21 protein-coding genes are annotated in these 20930 nt (G+C 68.7%); 12 read left to right on the top strand and 9 right to left on the bottom strand.

What is annotated here, in order from left to right:
• The first annotated feature begins 35 nt into the window (after window positions 1–35).
• Window positions 36–665: a 1-acyl-sn-glycerol-3-phosphate acyltransferase gene (locus tag IT293_01255; protein MCC6763264.1), complete on the top strand. Its 630-nt coding sequence runs from the start codon at window positions 36–38 to the stop codon at window positions 663–665.
• A gap of 1 nt (window position 666) precedes the next feature.
• On the opposite strand, the gene IT293_01250 is transcribed toward IT293_01255, so the two are convergent.
• Complete coding sequence (locus tag IT293_01250) at window positions 667–1110, bottom strand: NUDIX domain-containing protein (protein MCC6763263.1); 444 nt, start codon at window positions 1108–1110, stop codon at window positions 667–669.
• Between the two features lie 13 nt (window positions 1111–1123).
• Window positions 1124–2188 carry an Mrp/NBP35 family ATP-binding protein gene (locus IT293_01245; protein ID MCC6763262.1) on the bottom strand — a complete coding sequence of 355 codons (1065 nt, stop codon included), beginning with the start codon at window positions 2186–2188 and terminating at the stop codon, window positions 1124–1126.
• A 227-nt stretch (window positions 2189–2415) separates the two neighbouring features.
• On the opposite strand from IT293_01245, the gene IT293_01240 reads away from it, so the two are divergent.
• A complete protein-coding gene (locus tag IT293_01240) occupies window positions 2416–2679 on the top strand; it encodes a helix-turn-helix transcriptional regulator (GenBank protein ID MCC6763261.1) in 264 nt (87 codons plus the stop codon).
• Window positions 2680–2681: 2 nt separating this feature from the next.
• On the opposite strand, the gene IT293_01235 is transcribed toward IT293_01240, so the two are convergent.
• Entirely contained in the window at window positions 2682–3353 is a 672-nt protein-coding gene (locus IT293_01235; protein MCC6763260.1) for a DUF4126 domain-containing protein, read from the bottom strand.
• 305 nt (window positions 3354–3658) lie between these two features.
• Here IT293_01235 and IT293_01230 point away from each other — a divergent pair, with 305 nt between their 5' ends.
• Together IT293_01230 and IT293_01225 are read left to right on the top strand one after the other, a co-directional pair.
• Window positions 3659–4213 (top strand): Smr/MutS family protein, encoded by a 555-nt coding sequence (locus tag IT293_01230; GenBank protein ID MCC6763259.1) that lies wholly within the window; start codon window positions 3659–3661, stop codon window positions 4211–4213.
• Window positions 4210–4800: a CDP-alcohol phosphatidyltransferase family protein gene (locus IT293_01225; GenBank protein ID MCC6763258.1), complete on the top strand. Its 591-nt coding sequence runs from the start codon at window positions 4210–4212 to the stop codon at window positions 4798–4800. Before IT293_01230 ends, IT293_01225 begins: the two co-directional genes overlap by 4 nt.
• On the opposite strand, the gene IT293_01220 is transcribed toward IT293_01225, so the two are convergent.
• Window positions 4736–5617: a flippase-like domain-containing protein gene (locus IT293_01220; protein ID MCC6763257.1), complete on the bottom strand. Its 882-nt coding sequence runs from the start codon at window positions 5615–5617 to the stop codon at window positions 4736–4738. The two genes, IT293_01225 and IT293_01220, sit on opposite strands and share 65 nt — an antisense overlap.
• A 119-nt stretch (window positions 5618–5736) precedes the next feature.
• Between IT293_01220 and IT293_01215 the strand changes: the two genes are divergently transcribed.
• Together IT293_01215 and IT293_01210 are read left to right on the top strand one after the other, a co-directional pair.
• Complete coding sequence (locus tag IT293_01215) at window positions 5737–6603, top strand: hypothetical protein (GenBank protein MCC6763256.1); 867 nt, start codon at window positions 5737–5739, stop codon at window positions 6601–6603.
• Window positions 6604–6614: 11 nt separating this feature from the next.
• A complete protein-coding gene (locus tag IT293_01210; GenBank protein MCC6763255.1) occupies window positions 6615–6980 on the top strand; it encodes a hypothetical protein in 366 nt (121 codons plus the stop codon).
• Between the two features lie 37 nt (window positions 6981–7017).
• Here IT293_01210 and IT293_01205 read toward each other — a convergent pair whose 3' ends face one another.
• Entirely contained in the window at window positions 7018–7437 is a 420-nt protein-coding gene (locus IT293_01205; GenBank protein MCC6763254.1) for a Zn-ribbon domain-containing OB-fold protein, read from the bottom strand.
• Window positions 7434–8612: a thiolase family protein gene (locus IT293_01200; GenBank protein ID MCC6763253.1), complete on the bottom strand. Its 1179-nt coding sequence runs from the start codon at window positions 8610–8612 to the stop codon at window positions 7434–7436. Before IT293_01200 ends, IT293_01205 begins: the two co-directional genes overlap by 4 nt.
• A gap of 184 nt (window positions 8613–8796) precedes the next feature.
• On the opposite strand from IT293_01200, the gene IT293_01195 reads away from it, so the two are divergent.
• The 4 genes from IT293_01195 to IT293_01180 are packed head-to-tail and all read left to right on the top strand — an operon-like array spanning window position 8797 to window position 14545.
• Window positions 8797–9801: a hypothetical protein gene (locus IT293_01195; GenBank protein ID MCC6763252.1), complete on the top strand. Its 1005-nt coding sequence runs from the start codon at window positions 8797–8799 to the stop codon at window positions 9799–9801.
• Between the two features lie 38 nt (window positions 9802–9839).
• Entirely contained in the window at window positions 9840–11330 is a 1491-nt protein-coding gene (locus IT293_01190) for a DUF1800 domain-containing protein (protein MCC6763251.1), read from the top strand.
• Window positions 11331–11349: 19 nt separating this feature from the next.
• Window positions 11350–12828, top strand: a complete 1479-nt coding sequence (locus IT293_01185) for a DUF1501 domain-containing protein (protein ID MCC6763250.1) — start codon at window positions 11350–11352, stop codon at window positions 12826–12828.
• Between the two features lie 55 nt (window positions 12829–12883).
• Complete coding sequence (locus tag IT293_01180) at window positions 12884–14545, top strand: hypothetical protein (protein MCC6763249.1); 1662 nt, start codon at window positions 12884–12886, stop codon at window positions 14543–14545.
• Here IT293_01180 and IT293_01175 read toward each other — a convergent pair.
• Window positions 14529–14810, bottom strand: coding sequence for a hypothetical protein (locus tag IT293_01175; protein MCC6763248.1), 282 nt, complete (start codon window positions 14808–14810; stop codon window positions 14529–14531). The two genes, IT293_01180 and IT293_01175, sit on opposite strands and share 17 nt — an antisense overlap.
• Before the next feature lie 157 nt (window positions 14811–14967).
• Here IT293_01175 and IT293_01170 point away from each other — a divergent pair, with 157 nt between their 5' ends.
• Complete coding sequence (locus tag IT293_01170) at window positions 14968–17649, top strand: hypothetical protein (protein ID MCC6763247.1); 2682 nt, start codon at window positions 14968–14970, stop codon at window positions 17647–17649.
• Window positions 17650–17660: 11 nt separating this feature from the next.
• On the opposite strand, the gene IT293_01165 is transcribed toward IT293_01170, so the two are convergent.
• A complete protein-coding gene (locus tag IT293_01165; protein MCC6763246.1) occupies window positions 17661–18716 on the bottom strand; it encodes a flippase-like domain-containing protein in 1056 nt (351 codons plus the stop codon).
• A gap of 117 nt (window positions 18717–18833) precedes the next feature.
• Between IT293_01165 and IT293_01160 the strand changes: the two genes are divergently transcribed.
• On the top strand, window positions 18834–20030 hold the full coding sequence (locus IT293_01160) for a BamA/TamA family outer membrane protein (GenBank protein MCC6763245.1): 1197 nt from the start codon (window positions 18834–18836) through the stop codon (window positions 20028–20030).
• Between the two features lie 10 nt (window positions 20031–20040).
• Here IT293_01160 and IT293_01155 read toward each other — a convergent pair.
• On the bottom strand, window positions 20041–20930 hold an 890-nt coding region (locus IT293_01155; GenBank protein ID MCC6763244.1), incomplete at its 5' end, for a hypothetical protein.

Raw genomic sequence — 20930 nt, 5'->3', positions numbered from 1 at the left:
GGGGCTTGTAGCATCCGTGCTAGGAAACGCACGCCATGCCGGATGCGCTCTACTTCGCCATCAAGCGCATCCTCTCGCCCGTCGCCGACGCGTACTTCTCGCTGCGTGCGACCGGGCACGACGCGCTGCCCGAGGGCCCGTTCATCGTGGCGGGGAACCACTCGTCGCTGCTCGACTGGGTCTTCGTCGCGCGCTTCGTCGAGCGTCCGATCCGCTTCGTCCTGAGCCGCGAGTTCTACGATCAGACGGGGCTTTCGGGGCTCTATCGGCACCTCGGCGTGATTCCGATCCGCGACGGGGCGATCGAGCTCTCCGCCGTGCGCCAGCTGCTCGCGACCCTCGAGCGCGGCGAGATCGTCGGCGTCTTCCCGGAAGGCGCCATCACGCGGGACGGGGCGCTGCTGCCGGCGCAGCCCGGCGTCGTCGCGATCGCGGCGCGCGCGGGGGTGCCGATCGTTCCCGTGGGCGTGCGGGGAGCTTTCGAGGCCTTTCCCCGCGACGCGCGTCTGCCGCGACCCCATCCGGTGCGCATCGCGTACGGGGAGCCGCTCGCCATCCCGCGCGGAGCCGCGCGCTCGCGCGAGGAGCAGGCGCGGCTCGCCGGCGAGCTCATGCGGCGGATCGGCGAGCTGCGGGCCGACGTGAATCCGCAGGCTCCGAGATAGGTCAGCGGACGAAAGGCGAGGCGGCCCGCGCCAAGGCGTCGTCGATGCGCACCCGATGGACGGGCATGAGGCTCGAAGGCCATGCGAGTGGACCGAACCACGCGAGCCCGGACGTCTCGTCGCCGAGCGTGAGCGTGCCGCCGGTCGGCCGACACGCGAAACAGGTGGTAACGAAGTGAAACACGCCGCCGTCGGCGTATGTGATGATCTGGTGGTGATCGGGGTGGGAGTAGACGCCGACCAGACGCTCGACCTCGATCGTGAGCCCGGTCTCCTCGTCGACCTCACGGCGCAGCGCCTCGAGGACCGATTCACCGAACTCGACGGCGCCGCCGGGCAAGCCCCAGAGGCCGTTGTCGGTCCGCTGTTGCAGGAGGATGCGGCCGTGCTCGTCGAAGATCACCGCCGACACACCGGGGCGGATCTGGCGGATCGGCGGGGTCACGACGGGGAGAGGCTCAGTGCGTGACGATGCCCGCCGCGCGCTCGCGGACCTGGGCATCGACCGCTCCGGCGATCTCGCCGAAGGCTCGGCTCTGCGGATGAGCCGGATCGGCGACGACGATCGGCGTTCCCGCGTCGCCCGCCAGGCGGATCGCGCGCACGAGCGGGATTTCGCCGAGGAACGGCACGCCGAACTGACGCGCCATCCTCTCGCCGCCGCCGTGTCCGAAGATCTCGGCGCGCGCGCCGCAGCCGCCGCAGAGGTGGTAGCTCATGTTCTCGACGACGCCGAGAACCGGCGCTTGCAGCTGCTCGAACATCGTGATGCCGCGGCGAACGTCGAGGAGCGCAACGTCCTGCGGCGTGGTCACGACGACCCCGCCCGCGAGCGGCACCTGCTGCGCGACGGCGAGCTGCGCGTCGCCGGTGCCGGGCGGCAGGTCCAGGATCAGGTAGTCGAGCTCTCCCCAGACGACGTTCCGGAAGAACTCGGTGATCAGCTTGGTCACCATCGGGCCCCGCCAGATGACCGGGGTGCGTTCGCCGAGGAACATGCCCATCGAGATCGCGCGGATCCCGTGGCGCTCGGCGGGGACGATGCGACGGTCCTCCCGAACCGGTGGCGCTCCCTCGATTCCGAGCATCGTGGCGACGCTCGGACCGTAGACGTCGGCGTCGAGGAGGCCGGTGCGCAGTCCCTTGGCCGCGAGCGCGCACGCGAGGTTCGCCGCAACCGTGGATTTCCCGACGCCGCCCTTGCCGGACGCGACCGCGACGATCGCGCCGACCCCGGGGATCTGTGGCTTCGGGCGCGGTGCCGACGGCGGCGGCGTGGCGAGACGCGTCGTCTCGACGACGATCTCGACCGCCAACCCGGTTGCCTCCCGTACGAGGTGCGCGACCTCGTGCCGAATGGCGTCCATCGCTTCCGCGTTCTCCGAGGTCGTCGAGAGCTCGATCGTGACGTTCCGCGAGCCGACCTGGATGTCCCGCACCATGCCGAACGACACGATGTCGCGGTTGAAGCCCGGGTACTTCACGCGACGAAGCACCTCGAGCAACTCCTGTGGGGTGGGCATCCGAGCACGCATAGCACGTGGGGGCAGGCCGGGGAATTTTCCGCAGCGCCGGGCGCTCCTGGCACCCGCGGCTGTGTCAGCATCGCGCTGGCACACGGCACACGCGATGAAAAGCGCGTGATCTCAGGCGCTTAGCCGAGCGGACCCGATGGTCCGACCCTTGCTGAACACGCCTATAGCCGCGCCGCTGCGTGCCACTATACGAGAAACCACGAAGGAGACCCCCCATGACCGACGAAAACGTGCACCGGAGCATCCGAGAGCTCAGGATCCGGCTGGGCATGACCCAGGAGGAGTTCGCCCACGCCGTTGCCGTCACCTTCTCCACCGTGAACCGCTGGGAGAACGGCCACGCCAAGCCGAGCAAGCTCGCGCGCCGCGCGATCGAAGCCCTCGCGCGTCGCGGCAATCCCCGCCGCGAGACCAGTGCACCGATCAACGGCGATCGCCTGACCTCCGAGGCGATGGTCGCAGCAGAGCCGCACCAGTAACCCTACCCCTCCTTGCTGGACGCTCCCGAGGGTGCCTCCCCCGTGCCCTCGGGAGCGCGGCTCTGCCGCGATGCTCCCGAACCGTCGTCGCGACCGCCGAGGCGGCGGAAGAGACTCCGTAGGCCTCGCCAGACCTTCGGCGCCATCCACGCGACCCCGATCACGAACGCCGCGAGGAACCCGAGCATCAGGAGGGGGTGGTTGAACACGAGCCACACGCCGACGAGCGCGGTCGCGTCCTCGGCGACGCTCGCGACCCAGTTGCTGAAGGGCTCGGGGCTCGCGTTCAGCGCGAGGCGGGTCGTCGCTTTGGTCGCGTGCGCCGCCAACGCCATGCTGCCTCCCGCCAGGACGGCGGCGAGCTCGAGGGGCGGGCTCACCGGACCGAACGCCCGTGCCGCGAGGATCGCTCCGGCCGGCACGCGGATGAACGTGTGTACGGCATCCCACGCGCTGTCGACGTAGGGGACCTTGTCGGCGAAGAACTCGACGACGTAGAGCACCAGGGCGAGCGTGATCACCCCCGGGTGCGCGAGCACCTGGAGGTCCGGCGGCAGTTGGATGGCGCCGGCCTGGGCGGCGAGACCGAGCGCGGCGACGGTCGCGTAGAGGTTCAGCCCGGCCGTGAAAGCGGTGCCGAGCGCGAGCCCGAGGGCGGCGATCGTGTCGTTCATGGGTGCGCTCCCAACGTGCGTCGCGGGGCGGCGTCGCGATCCCGTTGCAGGTCGGTGGCCGACCCCCTATCCTCCGCTCCGGCAGGCCTACCATGTCGCGACGTCGCCGGCACCCGCCGCCACCGGCTCCCGCCAAGACGACCACGAAGCCCTTCCACGCGCCGTTCGAGAGGCTTGGCACGCTGGTGCGCCCGCGCTCCGCAGCGCCGCCCGAGCGTCGCATGCCCTCGCCGCCCCGCCCTCCGGTCGTTCCCGCGTCCGCGTCCCCTGCCGACGAGGACGACGCCACGTCCTTTGCCGCCGCCATGGCCGACGTCCGACGGCTTCGAGCCGACGGGCGCGTGGATGCTCCCGCGCCGACCACGCTCACGACACGCGCGACGATCGACGAGGACGCCGAGGCGTTCGGTGCGCTCGTCGAGCTCGTGAAGGGCACGAGCAGCTTCGACCTCAGTGACTCGACCGAGTATGTGGAGGGCGCCGTCGTCGGTTTCGACGCGCGGATCTTGAAGCGCCTGCGGCGCGGCGAGTTCGCCTATCAGGCGATGATCGACCTCCACGGAATGTCGGCGGCGGCGGCGCGCGTCGAGGTCGAACGGTTCGTCATGCGCTCGGTCGCCGAGGGCAAGCGCGTCGTGTTGATCGTGCACGGTCGCGGCCGGAACTCGAAGGACAACGTCCCCGTGCTCAAGGAGCGGTTGAAGAGCTGGCTTGCGCGTGGGCGGATCGGGCGCGCGACCCTCGCATTCGCGTCGGCGCGTCCGGCCGATGGCGGCACCGGCGCGCTCTACGTGCTCCTGCGCCGCCAGCGTGGTCCGAAGGAGCCGATCACGGTTTTCGAGGGAGCGAAGCGCGAGTGAGGCACGCCGCCGACGTGTGCACGGCGCTCCGGGTGGTCCTCGCGCCGGTGCTCGCGTGGGAGCTCGGTCGAGCGCGCGCGGACGTCGGGTGGATGCCCTTCGCCATCTACGTCGCCGCGGCGGCTACCGACTACGTCGACGGCGCGCTCGCGCGCTCCGCGGACACGGCGTCGCGTCGCGGTCGCCTCTTCGACCACGGGGCCGACGCGCTGCTGCTCTTCCCCGCGTTTCTCGTGCTCGCCGCCGAGTGGCGCGTGCCGTGGATCCTGCCGGGGGCCGCGATGCTGGCCTTCACGCTCTACGTGCTCGACGGGTGGCGGCGGGCCGGCTCGGTCGCGGCCCTCGAGCTCATCGGGAGCCGCTCGGGCGCGGTCGGCGGCGTGCTGAACTACGTGATCGTTGGCGCGGCGACGGCCGCCGTGGCGCTCGACCACGCGGCGGTCGACGCCGCGATCTACGCGGCCGCGTTCGCGGTCGCCGCCGTGAACGGCGCGGCAGTGCTCGAACGGGCGACCGGGCTCTTCACGACAGCTCGCGGGTCGCTCGCGGCAAGAAGGGAACCCCGAGCGTCGCGTTCATCACCATGAACGTCACATGGGCCGTCAGACTGAAGGCGAGAAGGCTTGCCTCCGGCGCCTGATCGCCGAAGAAGTGCAGCCAGAAGTACTGCGGCGCGCCGAGGTGCGCGACCCCGATCGGCAGCGCCGCGGACAGGAAGATCACCGGCAGGAACACCAGCAGCTCGAGATAGGACAGGTGCAGGCCGAAGCACTGGAGTGCATAGTAGTAGACGATCGTCGCCATCAGGAAGTTCGGTGCCTTGAAGAGGACGAGCAGCAGGTAGTGGCGGAGGTGCGCCAGGCGAAAGCTCCGCAGCATGCCGGCCGCCTTGTCCTGCGTGAGGCGGTCGCCCGCGAGACGGAAGAACGCGACGTGCGCCCCGAAGTAGACGTAGAGCGCGACGTACACCCAGCAGAGGCCATCGATCCGGCGGGGCGCGATTGCGGCGCCGAGGCTCGAGAAGAAAACGAGCTGGTAGAGCTCGACGAACATCATGAAGAGCACGGAGCTCGCGACCTCGAGCAATGGGATGCCATCGCGGCGGTTCAAGTAGAGCGCGATGCTGCCCTGGCCGAGCGGCGAGTTGAGGAGCGTCAGGAGATAGGTCGTGGCGCGGATCGGCAGCACGTCACGGTAGGCGATCGTCGTGTTGAACCAGTTGATCACGCGCGTCAGGCAGAACGTGTCGATGAGCAGATACACGATCGAGTACGGCAGCATGATCGCCAGGTAGGCGAGCACGTCGACGCTCCGGAGCGCGTCGACGACCCGCGCGATCGGGACGCGGCGGAAGATCAGCGCGAAGATGACGGCCGTGACGATCCACGGGACGAGGCGCTTCACGCCGTGACGGTGATCGCGGGAGCCGCTCGCGCGCACGCGGCCGGACCATAACGGCCGCTCTTCCGCCAGACAACCGCGTCCGGTTGACTTGCGGTGACGCGGGCTCGTAGATGCCGACCATGCGCTGGGCTCTGGTCGCCGCCGTGGCGGCGTCGCTGACGACGGCGGCCGCCTGCACCCCGATGCACTCGCAGTATGCCGTGCAACGGAGCAACCTTACGTGCGATCAGGCCAACCGCTACGCGTTCCAGAGCATGAAGACGCTCGGCTACACCGTGACGACCTTCGAGCCCGCCGCGCTCGGGAGAACCGGCGTGCTGCGCGGCAACAAGACCGAGCGCGAGTCCGGGCGGCCCTCGGGCGCCGACGGGGTGGTGCACATCACCTGCGAGCCGACCGAGGTTCGGCTCGAGGCCGAGCAGGATCAGCTCTTGAGTCAGGACCTCACCTTCACCCGCGGTTTCTACCTCGCCTTCACGGGGATCGCGGATCATGCGGCGAGCGACGTTGCCTACGCCGACGAGCAGTCGGGCGGCACCGCCGAGGGCGGCGTGAAGTTCAAGATCCAGCCGCAGCTCGCGCTCGAGACGAAGCTCGACTTCGGCGAGGACCTCGCGGCGGGCGGCGTGCTCGCGGTGAAGGTCACGGTGCAGAACGGCAGCAAGATCACCTACACGCTCGACCCCGCGGCGATCGAGCTCCGTCCGCGCGGCGGTACCGAGAAGGTCCGCCAGGTGGACGTTCGCGAGGCCGCGCAGAAGATCGCGCGCGCCGCCGCCGCCGACCTCGACCCCGGGATCGCGGGTCCGTCCGCGGGCGCCATCGAAGAGACGCTGCGCAAACGCGGTTTGCCGAGCGGGACGCTCGCGCCCGGGGATCACGCGGAGGGCTTCGTCTACTTCCCGACCGGCAGCTACGCCCGCGCCCGCGCCACGCTCGTCGACGTCGAGAGCGGTGAGAGCGAGGGGTTCCTGGTCGAGTTCTGACCGAGACGACCATGACCGGACGCGACGCCCTGCTCCGCGCCTTCGATCGCCTCTTCGACAAGGCGGCGAAGAAGCTCTCCGTGACGTGTACCAACGCCGACAAGGACCAGGCTCGGCGGCGCTTCGAGGAACGGTTCTCCATGCTGCTCGAAGCGCTGAAGGCGCTCGAGATCCGTGAGCTTCCCGAGGAGGCGATCGTCGGCATGGAAGAGGCGATCGAGAAGCTCTCGCCGGCCGATGTCGTCGGGCTCCTCGCCACCGTGCCGCTCGTACCCCAGGCGCAGGAGATGATGCGGCTTCTCGCCTATCGCGCCGCCGAGCAGCGCATGCTCGAGCACTACGTGGCGACGGCGAGCGACGAGTACGGGGGGAACTGACGACCCTGGCGCTTCCGCGGCGGAGCGGGCGCGTCGTTCAGGCGCGGCCGCGGAACTTCGGGAGCGTCACGTCCGCGGAGACGTCCTCGAACACCACCTCGACCGGCATGCCGATGCGGATCCGGTCGACGGGGTAGTTGACGAGGTTGGAGGTGATCTTCGGACCCTCCGCGAGCTTTATGACGACCACCGCGTAGGGCACCTCGCGCGCGAAGGCCGGATGATAGACCTGGTGCATCACGTTGAAGCTGAAGATCTCGCCGCGCCCGGAGACCTCCCTCCACGACGCCGCCGTCGAGAGACAGCCGCTACAGAGCTCGCGAGGCGGGAACCGCAGCATGCCGCACCCGTCGCAGCGCTGCACCACCAGGCGATGCTCCCTGGCCGCCGCGAGGAACGGGGCGAGGTCGCCCTCGTGCTCGGGCAGGGGTCGCGGGATCGTGGGACCGGCGCTCATGACGGGAGCGGGCTCAGGACGAGCGTCGTGTGCGTCGAGAGGAGGCCGCCGTTGCCGCTCACCAGCACGACGTCGTGACGCGGGACCTGACGATCGCCGGCTTCGCCGCGCGCCTGGACGATGCCCTCGGCGAGCGGCGTCATGCCCCACATGTAGGCCGAGGAGAGCTGGCCGCCGCCGGTGTTCACCGGCAGGCTCCCGCCCGGGGCGGTATGGCCCGCGGCCACGAAATCACCTGCTTCGCCCTTCGCGCAGAAGCCGTAGTCCTCGAGCGTCACGAGCACCGTGAACGTATAGCAGTCGTAGAGCTCGGCGATCCGGACATCGCGTGCGTCGATCCCCGCCATGGCGAATGCCGTCGTGCGCGCGAGCGGCGCGCCCGACACGAGGGTTTCGGAGGGGTCGCCGCCGGGATGACCCTGGCCCATGCCCCACACGTAGACGGGCGGCTTCCGGAGCGAGCGCGCGCGCTCGGCGGACGTCACGATGACGGCGACACCGCCGTTCGATACCAGGCAACAATCGAGGATGTGGAACGGCTCCACGATCCAACGCGATGCGTGGTAGTCCGCGAGGGTCAGGGGCACGGCGTGGAGCTGTGCCGCCGGATTGCGGTTCGCCCAGCGCCGCTGCGCGACCGCGACCGCGCCGAGGTGGTCCTGGGTCGTGCCGTAGACGTGCATGTGGCGGCGGGCGACCAGCGCGTACATGGCGTTGATGCCGAACTGGCCGTACACCGCGTCGAGCCCGCGGGCGAAGGCGTAGGAGGCCGCCGAACCCTCGCGCTTCCCCGCGCGCGCGTGCTGTTCCTGCGGGGCTTTCAGGGGCCGATCCGAGAAGACACACGCGACCGTCGTGCACAGGCCCGCCGCGATCGCGAGGGCGGCGTGCTGGATCATGGCGCCCGCCGTCGCACCCCCGAGGTTCATGGTGCTTTGCAGCTTCAGGTCGCGCAGACCGAGCGCTTGCTGCAGCATGAACGATCCCATCGCCGCGTTGCCCCAGGCGATGCCCGGGTTGAGCAGCAGGCCGTCGAGGTCGGCGCGCGCGAGGCCGGCGTCCGCGAGCGCGAGCTCGACCGCCTCGACGGCGAGGCCCATGTGGCTGCGGCCGTAGACCTTGCCCTGCCGAGTCTGGCCGAGCCCCGCGATCGCGATCTCGCCCTTCGACGGCATCGCGTAGAGCTAGGCGAGGTGTGGCGAGGGGTCAACTCGTGAGACGGACCGTGGTGGTTCTCCTTGACTGACGACTGGCCCGCCGTGATAGCTTCCGCGCGACCCCTCACAGTGCCGTGAGCCGGTGCCGTTCCGTCTCGTTGGTTCCCGGAAGCGGGGTGTGTCGCGCGGTAGGAGGTGTTCCATGTCGGTCCACATGTCCCCTCGAGTGCTCGCAATGGCGCTGGTCGTCTGCGCGGCCATGGATCTCGAAGGGGTTTCGGCCCACGCGATCGTCGTCGGTGGCGGCGGTAGCAGCCGGGTCGACTGTCTCGCCGCGTTCGACGCCGCCGTGAACACGCCGGCGACCAAGCCGCGCAGCATCCGCTGCGCCGACGGCGAGCCCTGCGACCTCGATGGGACCGTGAACGGCCTCTGCAACTTCCAGGTCTCGGTATGCGTCAACAGCTCGTTCAACCCGACCGCCTGCTCGCTGAACGGTGTACGCCTCGTCACCGTCGAGCACGCGGTGGACGACGGCACTCCCAAGTTCGACCCCGAGTTCCAGGCGCTGCAAACCCGCATCGACAGCGACATCGCGCCGTATCCCAACAACGCCGGCGATGCCTGCACGACAGCGACCAACTTCTTCGTGCCGATCAAGGGTCCGTTGAAGGGCGACAAGTGCAAGCGCGGCAAGAAGCAGATCCGGGTAGTGACCGAGTCGACCCCCGCCGCGGGCATGGGGACGATACTCGTCGACAAGGACAAGATCGACCTGGTGTGCGACCCGCCCGTCGGCGGCTGCGACCCCGGTGTGCTCTTCGCCGGCACCTACGATCGCGTGCAACGGCAGGTCTTCAACCAGAGCTGCGCGGTGAGCGGCTGTCACGACTCGAACTCGTTCTCCAGCGCCGGGAACCTGCTCCTCGAGGCAAGCGCCTTTCCGGGAAACCTGATCAATCGGACCCCGACGAACGCGGACGCCGACGCACTCGGCTGGAAGCGGATCACGCAAGTCGACGCCAATACCGGTGATCCTGCGACGAGCTACATCCTGTACAAGCTGAACGGCGACTTTCCGGGTCCGGGATTCGGCGATCGCATGCCGAAGGACCGCCCGAAGCTCGACGCGACGCTGATCAACGTCATCACGTTGTGGATCCAGGCGGGCGCTCCCGAGACCGGGTGGGTCGCGGGAACGGACTGACTCGACCGATGAGCTGAGTCGAAAAGGAGATCGAGACGATGGCAGACGGCACACCTCTCACGCTGGCGCACGCACGGCATCTGCTGCGGCGCACGGGCTTCGGCACGTCGCAGGCGGGAGCACAGTCCTTCCTGGACGCCCATCCGACGCGCGGCGCCGCGGTCACGGCGCTCCTCGGCTTCAAACCTTCGGGGTTCAAGCCTGGAGGGAGGGAGCACGCCGACCTCCATGACAAATGGATCAAGTACATGCTCAAAGTGAAGAGCCCGCTGCAGGAGAAGCTCGTGCTGTTCTGGCACGATCACTTCGCGACGGGCATCTCCAAGGTTTTCGAGACGAAGCGCATGGCGTCGCAGAATCGATTGTTCCGCCTGAACTGCAAGGGAAACTTCAGAACCCTGGTGAAGGCCGTCAACAAGGACCCGGCCATGATGGAGTTCCTCGATACGGTCAGGAATTACGAGGAGATTCCGAACGAGAACTACGCGCGCGAGTTGATGGAGCTCTTCACCCTCGGAGTGAAGGACTCGGCCGGAGCGGACAACTACCTGCAGGAGGACGTCGCGCAGATCGCGCGCGCGTTCACGGGGTGGGACTACGACAAGGAAGCATATCTCAGAGACTACGAGCATGACTTCAGTGACGAGTGGCCGGATCGCGGGTTGCCGATCGGCGCGCCGTCGCCCGCGGGCAACAAGCGGATCTTCGAGCACACCGGCGGGTTCGGTGGCGGTGGGCGCGATTTCGCCGCGAGCGGGGAAGGCGAAGCGGAGATCGACACGGTCGTCGACATCATCCTGGAGCACAAGGACAGTCAGGGTAAGAACACGGTCGCGCGGCGCATTGCGCGGCGGCTGATCGAGTACTTTGCGCACCCGAGCCCGGATCAGCCGTACATCGACGCGGTCGTGACGGCATCGGGCTTCGACACGAGCTTCGACGTGGCCGCCCTGTTGCACGAGATCTTCGTGCACGACGACTTCTATCTCACCGCGGTTCCGCCGGTCGGCGCCGCGACACCGAAATCCGTCCGCTGGCCGATCGACTACGTGGTGACGTCGCTGCGCCTCTTGAAGATGAAGCTGAAAGGGAAGGAGCAGTACGTCGACGGCGGTAGCTACAATCGCGTGCTGGATCAGTTGTCGAACATGGGGCAGGTGCTGTTCGACCCGCCGAGCGTATTCGGTTGGGACTGGGAGACGGGGTGGGTCAGCAGCTCGACCATGCTGGCGCGCTACGGTTTTGCCCGGGACCTGACCTCAGCGCGGGGCGGCGGTGGCACGAGCTTCCGTCCCGACAAGCTCATGGACCTGGATCTCAGCGATCCGAACGACATCCTGACCGCCGCCACGGATGTTCTGGGAATCACCGGCGACCTCACCGCGGCCGAGGAGGCGACGTTGATAACCTACCTCACCGACGATGGGGTGAACCCGGCCCTCGACCTGAACGACTACGAGACGCGGAACAGCAAGCTGCACGGGCTCTTTGCCTTGCTCATGCAAACGCCTGCGTTCCAGCTGCAATAGCGGCGGGAGGAGACGATCCATGGCCATTACACGACGACAGTTCATCAAGCGGACCGGTCTCGCCACGGCAGGGAGTCTGTTCGTTCCGCGGCTTCTCGGCAACGGATGGGTGCGGGACGCGTTCGCGGCGCTCGAAGACAACAATCGCTATTTTGTGGTGATCTTTCTCGACGGTGGCAACGACGGTCTCAATACCGTGATTCCTGCGGCCAACGGGAGTGGGACGCTGCGCGACGACTACAACGACGCCCGCGGCAACATCAACATCACGCCCGCCGAGCTCACCGGCAGTTTGATCGGCACCGACCCCGGGACGGGCGCCCAGCTCGGCATCCATCCGGGCTTCGACGTTCCGGCGGGATTCTTCGACAACGGGGCGGGCGCGGGAGGGCTCAAGGCGCTCTACGATCTCGGCAAGGTCGCGGTGATCCAGGGCTGCGGCTACCCCGAGTACAGTCTCTCCCACGACGAGTCGCGCACGATCTGGCAAGCCGGTCTCGCGCTCGGGTCTCTGGGGGGTACGGGGTGGGTGGGCCGCCACCTGGCATCACAGTACAACGGGAGTCAGATTCCGGCCGTCAACATCAGTGACTCCGTCGTCGGCGAGTTTCGTCAGACGGGGACCAGCGTACTCGCCGTGCGAGATCTCGACGGGTTCGAGTTCCCGTTCGACGGCGACTATCCCGGCGACATCGGCGACCCGCTCCTCGATATCGGCAAGAAGGCATGGGCGTTCCGACAGCTCAACCTCTCTGGGATCGCCGGCGCGCAGCCGTCGGCGATCTACATCGGCAACACCGGCAACGCGACGCTCGAGAGCGCGGCGGCGTATCAGTCGCTCAGCGACCTCTACAATAACGACCCGGCGCGCGCGCCATTCGAACAGTTGTATACCGACGTCGGCCGCAGCCTGGCGCGTGACCTTCGCGAGGTGGCGCGCGTCATCAACGGCGTCGAGCAGGGCGTGACGAACGTCAACGCGCGCTTCTTCCAGGTGAGCAACGGCGGGTACGACACGCATTCCGATCAGGGGGGCGCGGAACAGAACGGTCAGCACTTCGGTCTGCATGCCGAGCTCGGAGCCGCCCTGAAGGTCTTCTACGACGACCTGGCGCAGATGGGCGTCATCAATCGGGTCTGTGTGCTCGTGTGGAGCGAGTTCAGTCGCCGCATCCCCCAGAACGACAACGGAACCGATCACGGTTCGCAGGGTCCGATGTTCGTGATCGGAGGTTCGGTGAATGGCGGCGTGTACGGAAACCACCCCAACATCAACGAGCTCGCCCTCGATAACGAGGGGAACACCGAATATACGCAGGATGCGAATCCGTTCCGGTCGACCGACTTCCGTGACGTCTACGGCACGGTCTTGAAGCACTGGGTGAACCTGCCGCAGGGAACGGTGCAAGGGTTGCTGCCGTTGGACAACAGCATCGAAGCCCTCTCCGACCCGGCACACTATTGGCGGAGCGCGAACTTCGACCTGGGATTCGTCTAAGAGAATACAAGGGGCGCAGAAGACCGTCGGCGGAACGAGACGGCAGCGGCACTCGATGACGCTCGCCGACTACTATTTCGCCGACCCGCGTGTCTTCCTGATCCCGATCGAGCACCTCGGCCCGGCGGGGATGAGCGCCGAGCTCGCCGCCGGGCTGCGGTCGCGCGGCGCGTGGTCGCGAGAGCAGGGAGCGCTCTTCGACCGATCCTTCCAGCTGTACTGGAAACGGAGCGCCGATCTCGCGCGCCGGACGCGCACCTGGATGCCGCCGCGCATACGGCACGTGGCCGTCGTGCTGCGCGAGGACGGCGTTCGCCCCTATGCGCAGATCCTCAACACGAGCGCCTGGACGGTCTACGCGTGCGACTTCGATCCGCGCGTGTCGCATCCGGAGCTCGGCGCGTACGTGCTGGCGCACGGGGACCGCATGGCGCTCGCGGGCGAGGCCACGTTGGCGGCCTTGCACAACGCGGTCTGGTGGCTCGAACGTTCGGACGAGGAGTGCGCGGCGTTCGCCGCGGCGGCGGCTCGTTCGCGCCGCCCCGATGCCGACGGCCTGCGCGCGGTGGCGCGCGCCCTCCCCTGGCTGCGACGGCTGCGCCACGAGACGCTCGCGCCTCCGGTTCCGGGAGCGCCACATCGTGCGATCCCGGGGACCGGCATCCTCGTTCCGCGGGCACTCGAAGGCGAGCCGCGATCGCTCGTCGACGCATGGTCCGCGGCGGCACGCCGCGCGCTCGATGGCTACCGCGCCGCCTGGCGGGCCGATCCGGCGCGGGTGATCGCGGAGCTCGGCGACTGGCTCGCGCGCGACGCGCCGCCGCTCCTGGTCACCGGCGGGAACGGCCGCATCGTGTGGGACCCCGCCCATCCCGAGCGCATCGGCGCGCTGCGCGAGGCGTTGGAGCGCGGTGACGCCGCGGGCGTGGCGGCCGTTCGCGACGATCTGCGGCTCGTCGCGCGCCACACGCGCGCCTTTCATGCGGCGCTCGTCGATCCCGCCGCGTTGCCGCCTCCGGCGGCCGAGATGGAGCAGCGCGGCTACAGCTATCTCCACCGCGAGCGCGGCCTGATCGCGTACGATCTCGACGAGCCGGGCATGGAGCGGCTCTCGGGTCCGGATCTGCCGTATGCACGGGCGATGCTCGGAGCCCGCACCGTGCACGAGTGGGCGCATCTCGCGGTGGACGCGGGGTGGGTGCCGTGTGTCGCCGGAGAGCGCGCGTTCGCCGCCCGGCGCGGCGTCCTGGCCGAAGCGTTCACGCGTGTGGTCGCGGCGATGTCGCCCGCGCTGCGCGCGCTCACGGCGGTCGATCTCTCCGACCTCAGCATCGGTGGGCTCACACCCGGCGAAGCGCTCGTGCGCCTCTTCCTTACGCGCATTGCGGATTGGCAGGCCAACGTACTCGCGCAGCGCTTCCTCGACCGGACCGAGATCGAGACGTACGTCCGCCACAACATCCGCACGCTGCGGTTCGTTCACCCGCCGGCGGAGCTCCTGCGGATGCTCGTGCGCTATCTTTTCGAGCTCCAGTACCTTCGCTTCAGCGAGGTGGCGGACGCGCGCGCTTTCCTCGTGCGCAGCACGTGGTTCGCCAGCGACTGTTTCGCGACGGGCCTGGTCGATGCGGACATGTTCGCGGAGCTCGACGAGCGGGCCGCCGCGCTCTGCGCGTGCTGGGCCGTCGACGAGGCGCGCTTCACCGCGAGACGATGAGAAAACGCTTGCGAAGCGCGGTCAGCTGATCCTGGATCGACGGCAGGCGACGCGTCTCCATCAACGCCTGGAAGATCTCGCCCTCGGGCGCTTCGCGATGGACCTCCGTGAGCTCGTGGACCGCGTCGAGGATCTCGTGGATGACGCGCGGGATCTCGCGCTGCGGGATCACGAGATCGCCGCGACCGAGCGTGCCGTTCCAGTTCGACGCGTAGGGGCGCAGAACGTGGAGGATCTTCTCGGTCACGCTCTTCTCGAGACCCATCGCGACGACCGTACCACAGAGGTCGCACCGACGTGAACGGGGCCGGCGGACGGTATCCCCGGGGGGTGACGTGCGGGCCATGGCGTCCGCGCGGTCCGGATTTTCCCTTTGCAGGGTCGAAGGCCTGTGCGAGAACGACGGTTTGGAGGAACTCCCCATGTCCATCCGGTCCTTCGCCGTCGTGTGCTCCCTGCTCGTCCTCTTCGCCGCACATCCGGCCGGTGCGGTCCCCGTGCGCGTCTTCGCGGTCGGCAACGAGGTCCGCGTCGAGGACGTCGTGAACGTCCAGGCGTTTCGCGACAAGATGTTCGCGCTGGTCGACGCGGCCCTGCCCAATCGCGGGAACTTCGTCCAGGCGGGTGTCGACGACGTCGTGAGCCACATCCAGCCCGCGGATCCGAATGCCCCGCCGCTCGTCCTGGTGAACTTTCCCGAGGACGTCGGCCTGGTGGCGGCGATGACCGGGTCGCGCGGCGCGCCGGCCCGCGGCTCCATCTCGACCGGCGGCGCCTTCCTGGCGCTCCTCAACACGTACAGCAGTCGGATCAACTACTACCGGGCGAAGTTCCAGAACCTGGCGATGTTCCAGGCATTGCTGCTCGCGCTCACCGACGTGAACTATCGCGTGGTGTACGAGACGTACCGCGACATCGCGATGACGTACGGGGTGTACGTGAGCGCCGGCGTCAACGTCGCCGAGGCTCGCCGCATCGAGGCCGCTGACGATCCGGCGCGCGTCGGGCAGCTCCGCGATCCCGACGAACCGCTCCGGCCCTACGCGTACGAGGCGACGTCGCCCGAGGTGCACAACACGACGATGATCTTTCGACCCGACGGTGAAGTGATGGTGCCGGACGGAGTCGGCGGAGTGCTCGCCGCGCCGAGCCAGACGGGCGGCATCCTCCGCGGCAGCATCAACAAGTCGTACCTCGTACCGCTCGAGCTCGACCTCCTGTCACTCGCGGCCTCGCCGGTCCGCGATCTCGACGTTCTCGACACCCCGCTCGGCCGACTCGGCGTGGTGATCTCGAAGGACGCGTGGATGGTGGACGTCAACGAGCGGTGGGATGCGAAGCGCGCCAACCTCCTCATTCAATCGGAAGCCTTCAGCGCCTGGGCGTTCAGTGATTCCGACGACGGTCCCGACGTTCTGAAGGAAGGCGGCTTCGGCGCTCTGCAACGTTTCCCGAACTTGCTCTACAACGTCACGCCCGCGCTGGTCGGCAATCTCATCGACGTCACCTTCGACGGTCAGAGCAGCATCCTCGGCAAGCGCACGAGCGCGTCTCCGGGTCCGCTCTCCGCGAGCAACGCCTGGATCGGCCAGAATCCCGACACCGGATTCCTCGCGATGGCGCCCTGGGTGATCGACGATCCCGGCATCGCAAATCCCCTGCTCACGCGCGCCCAGCGCCGGACGCAGCTCGCCGCGACGGGCGATCTCCTGAAGCCGCGCTCCGCGGTGCTCTGCCCGACGACCCTCACGGTCGGCGCGTGCCGCGGCGGCTATCGCGAGAGCATCGTCTTCGCGGACGTCGACACGCCGGGAGCGCGGGTGCTCGGACCGGCCGACCCGGGACCGCGCGTGCCGACCGCATTCGGCGTCAACGTTCAGGTGAACGCGACCGAGGGCTCGCCCGCGACCCAGCGGCATCCGCGTGCGGCCGCCGGCGCCGGGCGCCTCTACGTGGTGTGGGACGATGATCGCGACGGCTACGAGAACGTGTACATGGCGGTCAGCTCCGACGGCGGCGCGACCTTCGGCGGCGACGTGAAGATCAGCGCCAGCGCGCCGGGAGCGGTCGTCGAGCTCTTTCCGCAGATCACCGTCGCGCCGAAGCAGGATCGCGTCTACGTGACGTGGCAAGAGTTCGTGAACGGCCGCGACGACGACGCGGGGCGCATCATGCTCGCACGCTTCGACCTCGCGGGTGCCAAGCTCGGCGCGGACGTGCGCGTCGACAGCGGCGCCGACGGCTACGGAAAGTGGACGCCGCAGGTCGTCGCCGACCCGAGCGGTGATCCGGCCGTGGTCTGGATCGACGAACGCGATCCCGGACCCGACGGCGTCCAGTTCGAGCACGTGTACTTCGCGTACAGCACGGACCTCGGGACGACCTTTCGTCCGAGCGCGCGTCTCGACGACGTCGGCGTCCGGCGCGGCGCCGTGCCCGATCCGCTCGCGGTGAAGCTCGACAATCGGTGGCGGCCGACCGTCGCCATCCGCAATCGACGCCTCTTCGTGGCGTGGGCGGACTTCCGGAACTACAACTGGGACATCTATTCGACCCGGGCGTCGCTGACCCAGAAGCGGCCCGGGAAGAACGTCCGGGTCGACGACTTCGGAGCGCTCGAGCGGCTGAACACCGAGCCGAGCATCGTGGTCGATGCGAAGAGCGGGCTCGCGAGCGTTGCGTGGACCGACATTCGGGCACGCGAATCGGACAGCAACATCTTCTTCACCCAGGCGACCAAACGAAACGCGTCCGCCTTCCAGCCGAGCCGCCGGCTCGACGACTCGCAGATCGGCTTCGACCCCGACGTCGACACGCCGACCACCCAATCGCACCCCGACATGAAGATGGCGGATCGCACCATCTGCGTCGCCTGGCAGGACGACCGGGGCGGCACGAACGACGTGTACTTCAAGAGCAGCCTCGATGCGGGCGCGAGCTTCGGCGCGGACGAGCGCGTCGACGACAGCGCGGCGGGGCCGAGCGCCCAGACCGCGCCCGCGGTCGCCATCGACGCGACCGCGGGTACGCGGTGCTACGTCGTCTGGGAGGACGCGCGGAACGGCAACTCGGACGTGTTCGTGGCGAGTCGCCTCATGCCGTGATCCGGGCGCGCTCAGGCGGCGGGCGCCGGGCGGAGCCGCGTCAGGAGGGCGACACCCAACAGGTTGAAGCCGATCTCGCGGACGCGCTTCAGCAGCATCATGGCGAGCCCGAGGTCGGGGGGTAGGCCGAGCATCCGGAAGATGACCATCCCGCCCGCCTCCTGTACGCCGAGCGTGCCCGGGATGAGGACGCCCGCGAGCCGCGTCGGCTGCGCGAGGGCCTCGACGATGATCGCGTCGCCGATCGATACCGGGTGCCCGATCAGGTGCATGATCACGAATACCTCAGCGGCTCCGGTGACCCAGCCGACGAAGTGGAAGGCGACCGACACGGTCGCCGCCTGCGGCCGCGCGCCGTAGAACGCGCGGAGACGCGCGTCGACCGCCGGCGCGCCCGCCGCAAGTCGTGCGGCGAGCCGCGCCCGCGGGAAGATCCGCAGCATCAGGCGCGCCACGAACGCGACGAGCCCGCGCCGCTGCAGCACGACGAGCAGGAACGTCACGCCGACACCGGCCAGCGTGAGCCCGAATACGGTCGATACCGTCACCATGCCGACGTCGCGTCGGATCATGAAAAGCGCGACGCCGACGACCACGAACGCGATCTGCGCGATCGTGAGCGCGGTCTTCGCGAGGATGACCGAAGCGGCACCCTCCGTGAGCGGGACGCCGAAGCGCTGCAGCACGAACGCCTTCACGGGCTCGCCGCCGAGATAGGCCGTCGGCGTGATGCTGTTCATGGCTTCGCCGATCAAGCGCGCGAGGTAGAGCAGCCAGAGCGGAGGGCGGTAGTGCACGAACGTCACGCGCCAACCCGCGGCGTCGAAGATCGAGGAGACCGCATACGGGACGAAGACGAGCGGCGCCCACCAACCGAGTACGGCGATATGACGCGCGAGCTGCAGCGGCCCGCTCTGGTAGATCAGCGCGGCGAGCAGCAACAGGCCGACCACCGCGAGCGCGAATTGCGTCGAGGACGGCGACGACGTCGCCGGCGACCACGCACCGCGCTCGGAGCTCTGGACGCGATCGTCGGAGCCGTCGGGGACTGGGACTGAGGGCGACATGCGAGCCGGCGTCCGAAGGGCGCGGAGCCTAACAGCCGTCACCAACCGCGGCAAGGAAAGATGCGTCGGCGGTTTGTTGCAAAAGACCGTGATTGCAGGCATCCGATCCGCGTGCCGGTGCGTGCATTCGTGGCGAGCACGTTGCTCGCGCTCGTCGCCATCGCCGGGTGGATCGACGCCACGCCAGCGCACGCGCTCGAACGCAGCTACATTCCGTTGCCGGAGATCTTGACGGATCCGAACGAGGGCAACACGTACGGCGCGCTCGCCGTCGTGTTGTTCCTCGACGAGCAGAAGATCATCAAGTACATCCTCGCGCCCGACGTTCGGTACAACAAGATCACCGGCGTCTTCCCCGCCTTCCGCCTGTTCGGCTTCCCGTCGCGCGACAAGAAGTGGAGCATCGTCGCGCGGAAGTCGCAGAACATCGACGAAGACTACGAGTTCATCTACAGCGACAACGCCTTCTGGCAGGATCGCCTCCGGCTCTCGGCGCTCTTCGAGTACGAGCGCGATTCGACGGAGCGCTTCTTCGGATTCGGGAACGGCTCCTCGGAGAAGGACGAGTCGAACTATACGGCGAAAGAGACGATCGGGCTCGTCCGGCTGAACTATCGGCTGCAACCGACGCTCGAACTGACCTATCAGTCGCGCGTCCGCGTGTTTCGTGTCGGTAAGGGCGGCGTCGACGACTTCCCGTTCATTGGCGACGAGCACCCCGATACGCCGGGGCTCGGCGGGGCGACGATGGTCGGTCAGGAGATCGGCCTCGTCTACGACAGCCGCGATGATACCAACATTCCGCGCCAGGGCGGCTTCGGTCTCTTCAGCGCCGAGTTCATTCCGCGCCTGCTCGGCAGCTCGTTCACGGCCATCAAGTACGCGGCGGAGGTGCGGAAGTTCATCCCGCTGCGCGAGCGCTTCGTGTTCGCCATGCACGGCCGCATCAACTACCTGCAGAGCGACGCCGACGTTCCCTTCTTCGAGCAGAACGACGTCGGCGGCCGGCGCAGCCTGCGCGGGTTCGGCAGTGGGCGCTTCGTCGACAAGAACAGCTTCTTCGCGTCGGCCGAGCTTCGTACCCGCGTCTATCAGCGGCAGGTCTTCGGGGTGAACGCCGAGCTCGAGCTCGCGCCGTTCTTCGATTTCGGCCAGGTGTTCCGGTCGTCGCGAGCATCGCCCTTCAACGACCTGCACGCGGTCGGCGGGCTCGGGTTCCGGGGCGTCGTACGTCCGCAGGTCGTGGGCTTCGTCGACATCGGCCTCGGCGAGCAGGGCGTCGCCGTCTTCACCGGGCTCGAGTATCCGTTCTGAGCCGCGCCGGTCACCCGCCCCGGCGGACGAGGACGAGTCGTTGCCTGCCGCGCGGGTCGGTGCCGTCGCTGGTCTCGAGGACGGCGAGCTTGCTCCGCTCCGACGCCGGGAGGTCGGCGAGCTCGGTGTCCCAGATGAGGAGATAGGTCGGCCCGACCCCGGCGCGTCGGCCAGGCTTCCAGTGCCGGGTGCCGGGGGGCGCGTAGAACATGGCGCCGAAATCGAAGCTGCCGCGATAGAAAGCGAGCGGCTTGCCCTCGGTCATCGTCGCGGCCCTGCGGACGAACGGTCCGAGTGTGCGCAGGCGGGCGAGCTCGGGTTGGAAGACCGTGAAGATCAGCGTCCAGAGCGCAATCCCGAACACCGTGTACGAGAGCAGTAAGCCCGCGGGGTCGCGTCCTCGCATCGCCCGCGCGCACCACAGGAGCGCCCCGAGCATCGCCGCCGTCCCGACCAGCACGAGCGCGAGATGGCCGTCGATGATGCCACGCACGAGGGGCAGGTTGGCGCGATCCTTCGGTGCCAGCAGCGGCGCGATCGCGGCGAACGGGTCGAAGCCCATGCCTTCGGCGAGCGTCGACGACAACGGGACGAGCGCCGCACCGCAGAGGACGGCGACAACGACGCGCGCCGGCGTGCCGTCGAGCCAACCCGTCGACGCGCGGCCACGCGCGAGCTCGCTCCACCACCAGGCGGTCACGAGCGCCGCCGCGGGATAGAGCGCGAGGAGGTAGACGCTGCGTTTCGCGTCGGCGAGCGAGTAGAAGACGAACACGACAGCGAACCAGACCAGTGGGAACGCGAGCCGCGGATCGCGTCGCGCCGCGCCGTCGCGCACCGCCGTCGCGAGCGCGGCGAGAACGAACGGCGTCCACGGCAGCAGGCCGGCGAGGAGGGTCG

It is taken from the genome of Deltaproteobacteria bacterium, from assembly GCA_020848745.1.
Lineage (GTDB): Bacteria > Desulfobacterota > Binatia > UTPRO1 > UTPRO1 > UTPRO1.
This window is presented reverse-complemented; position numbering and strand designations above follow the sequence as displayed.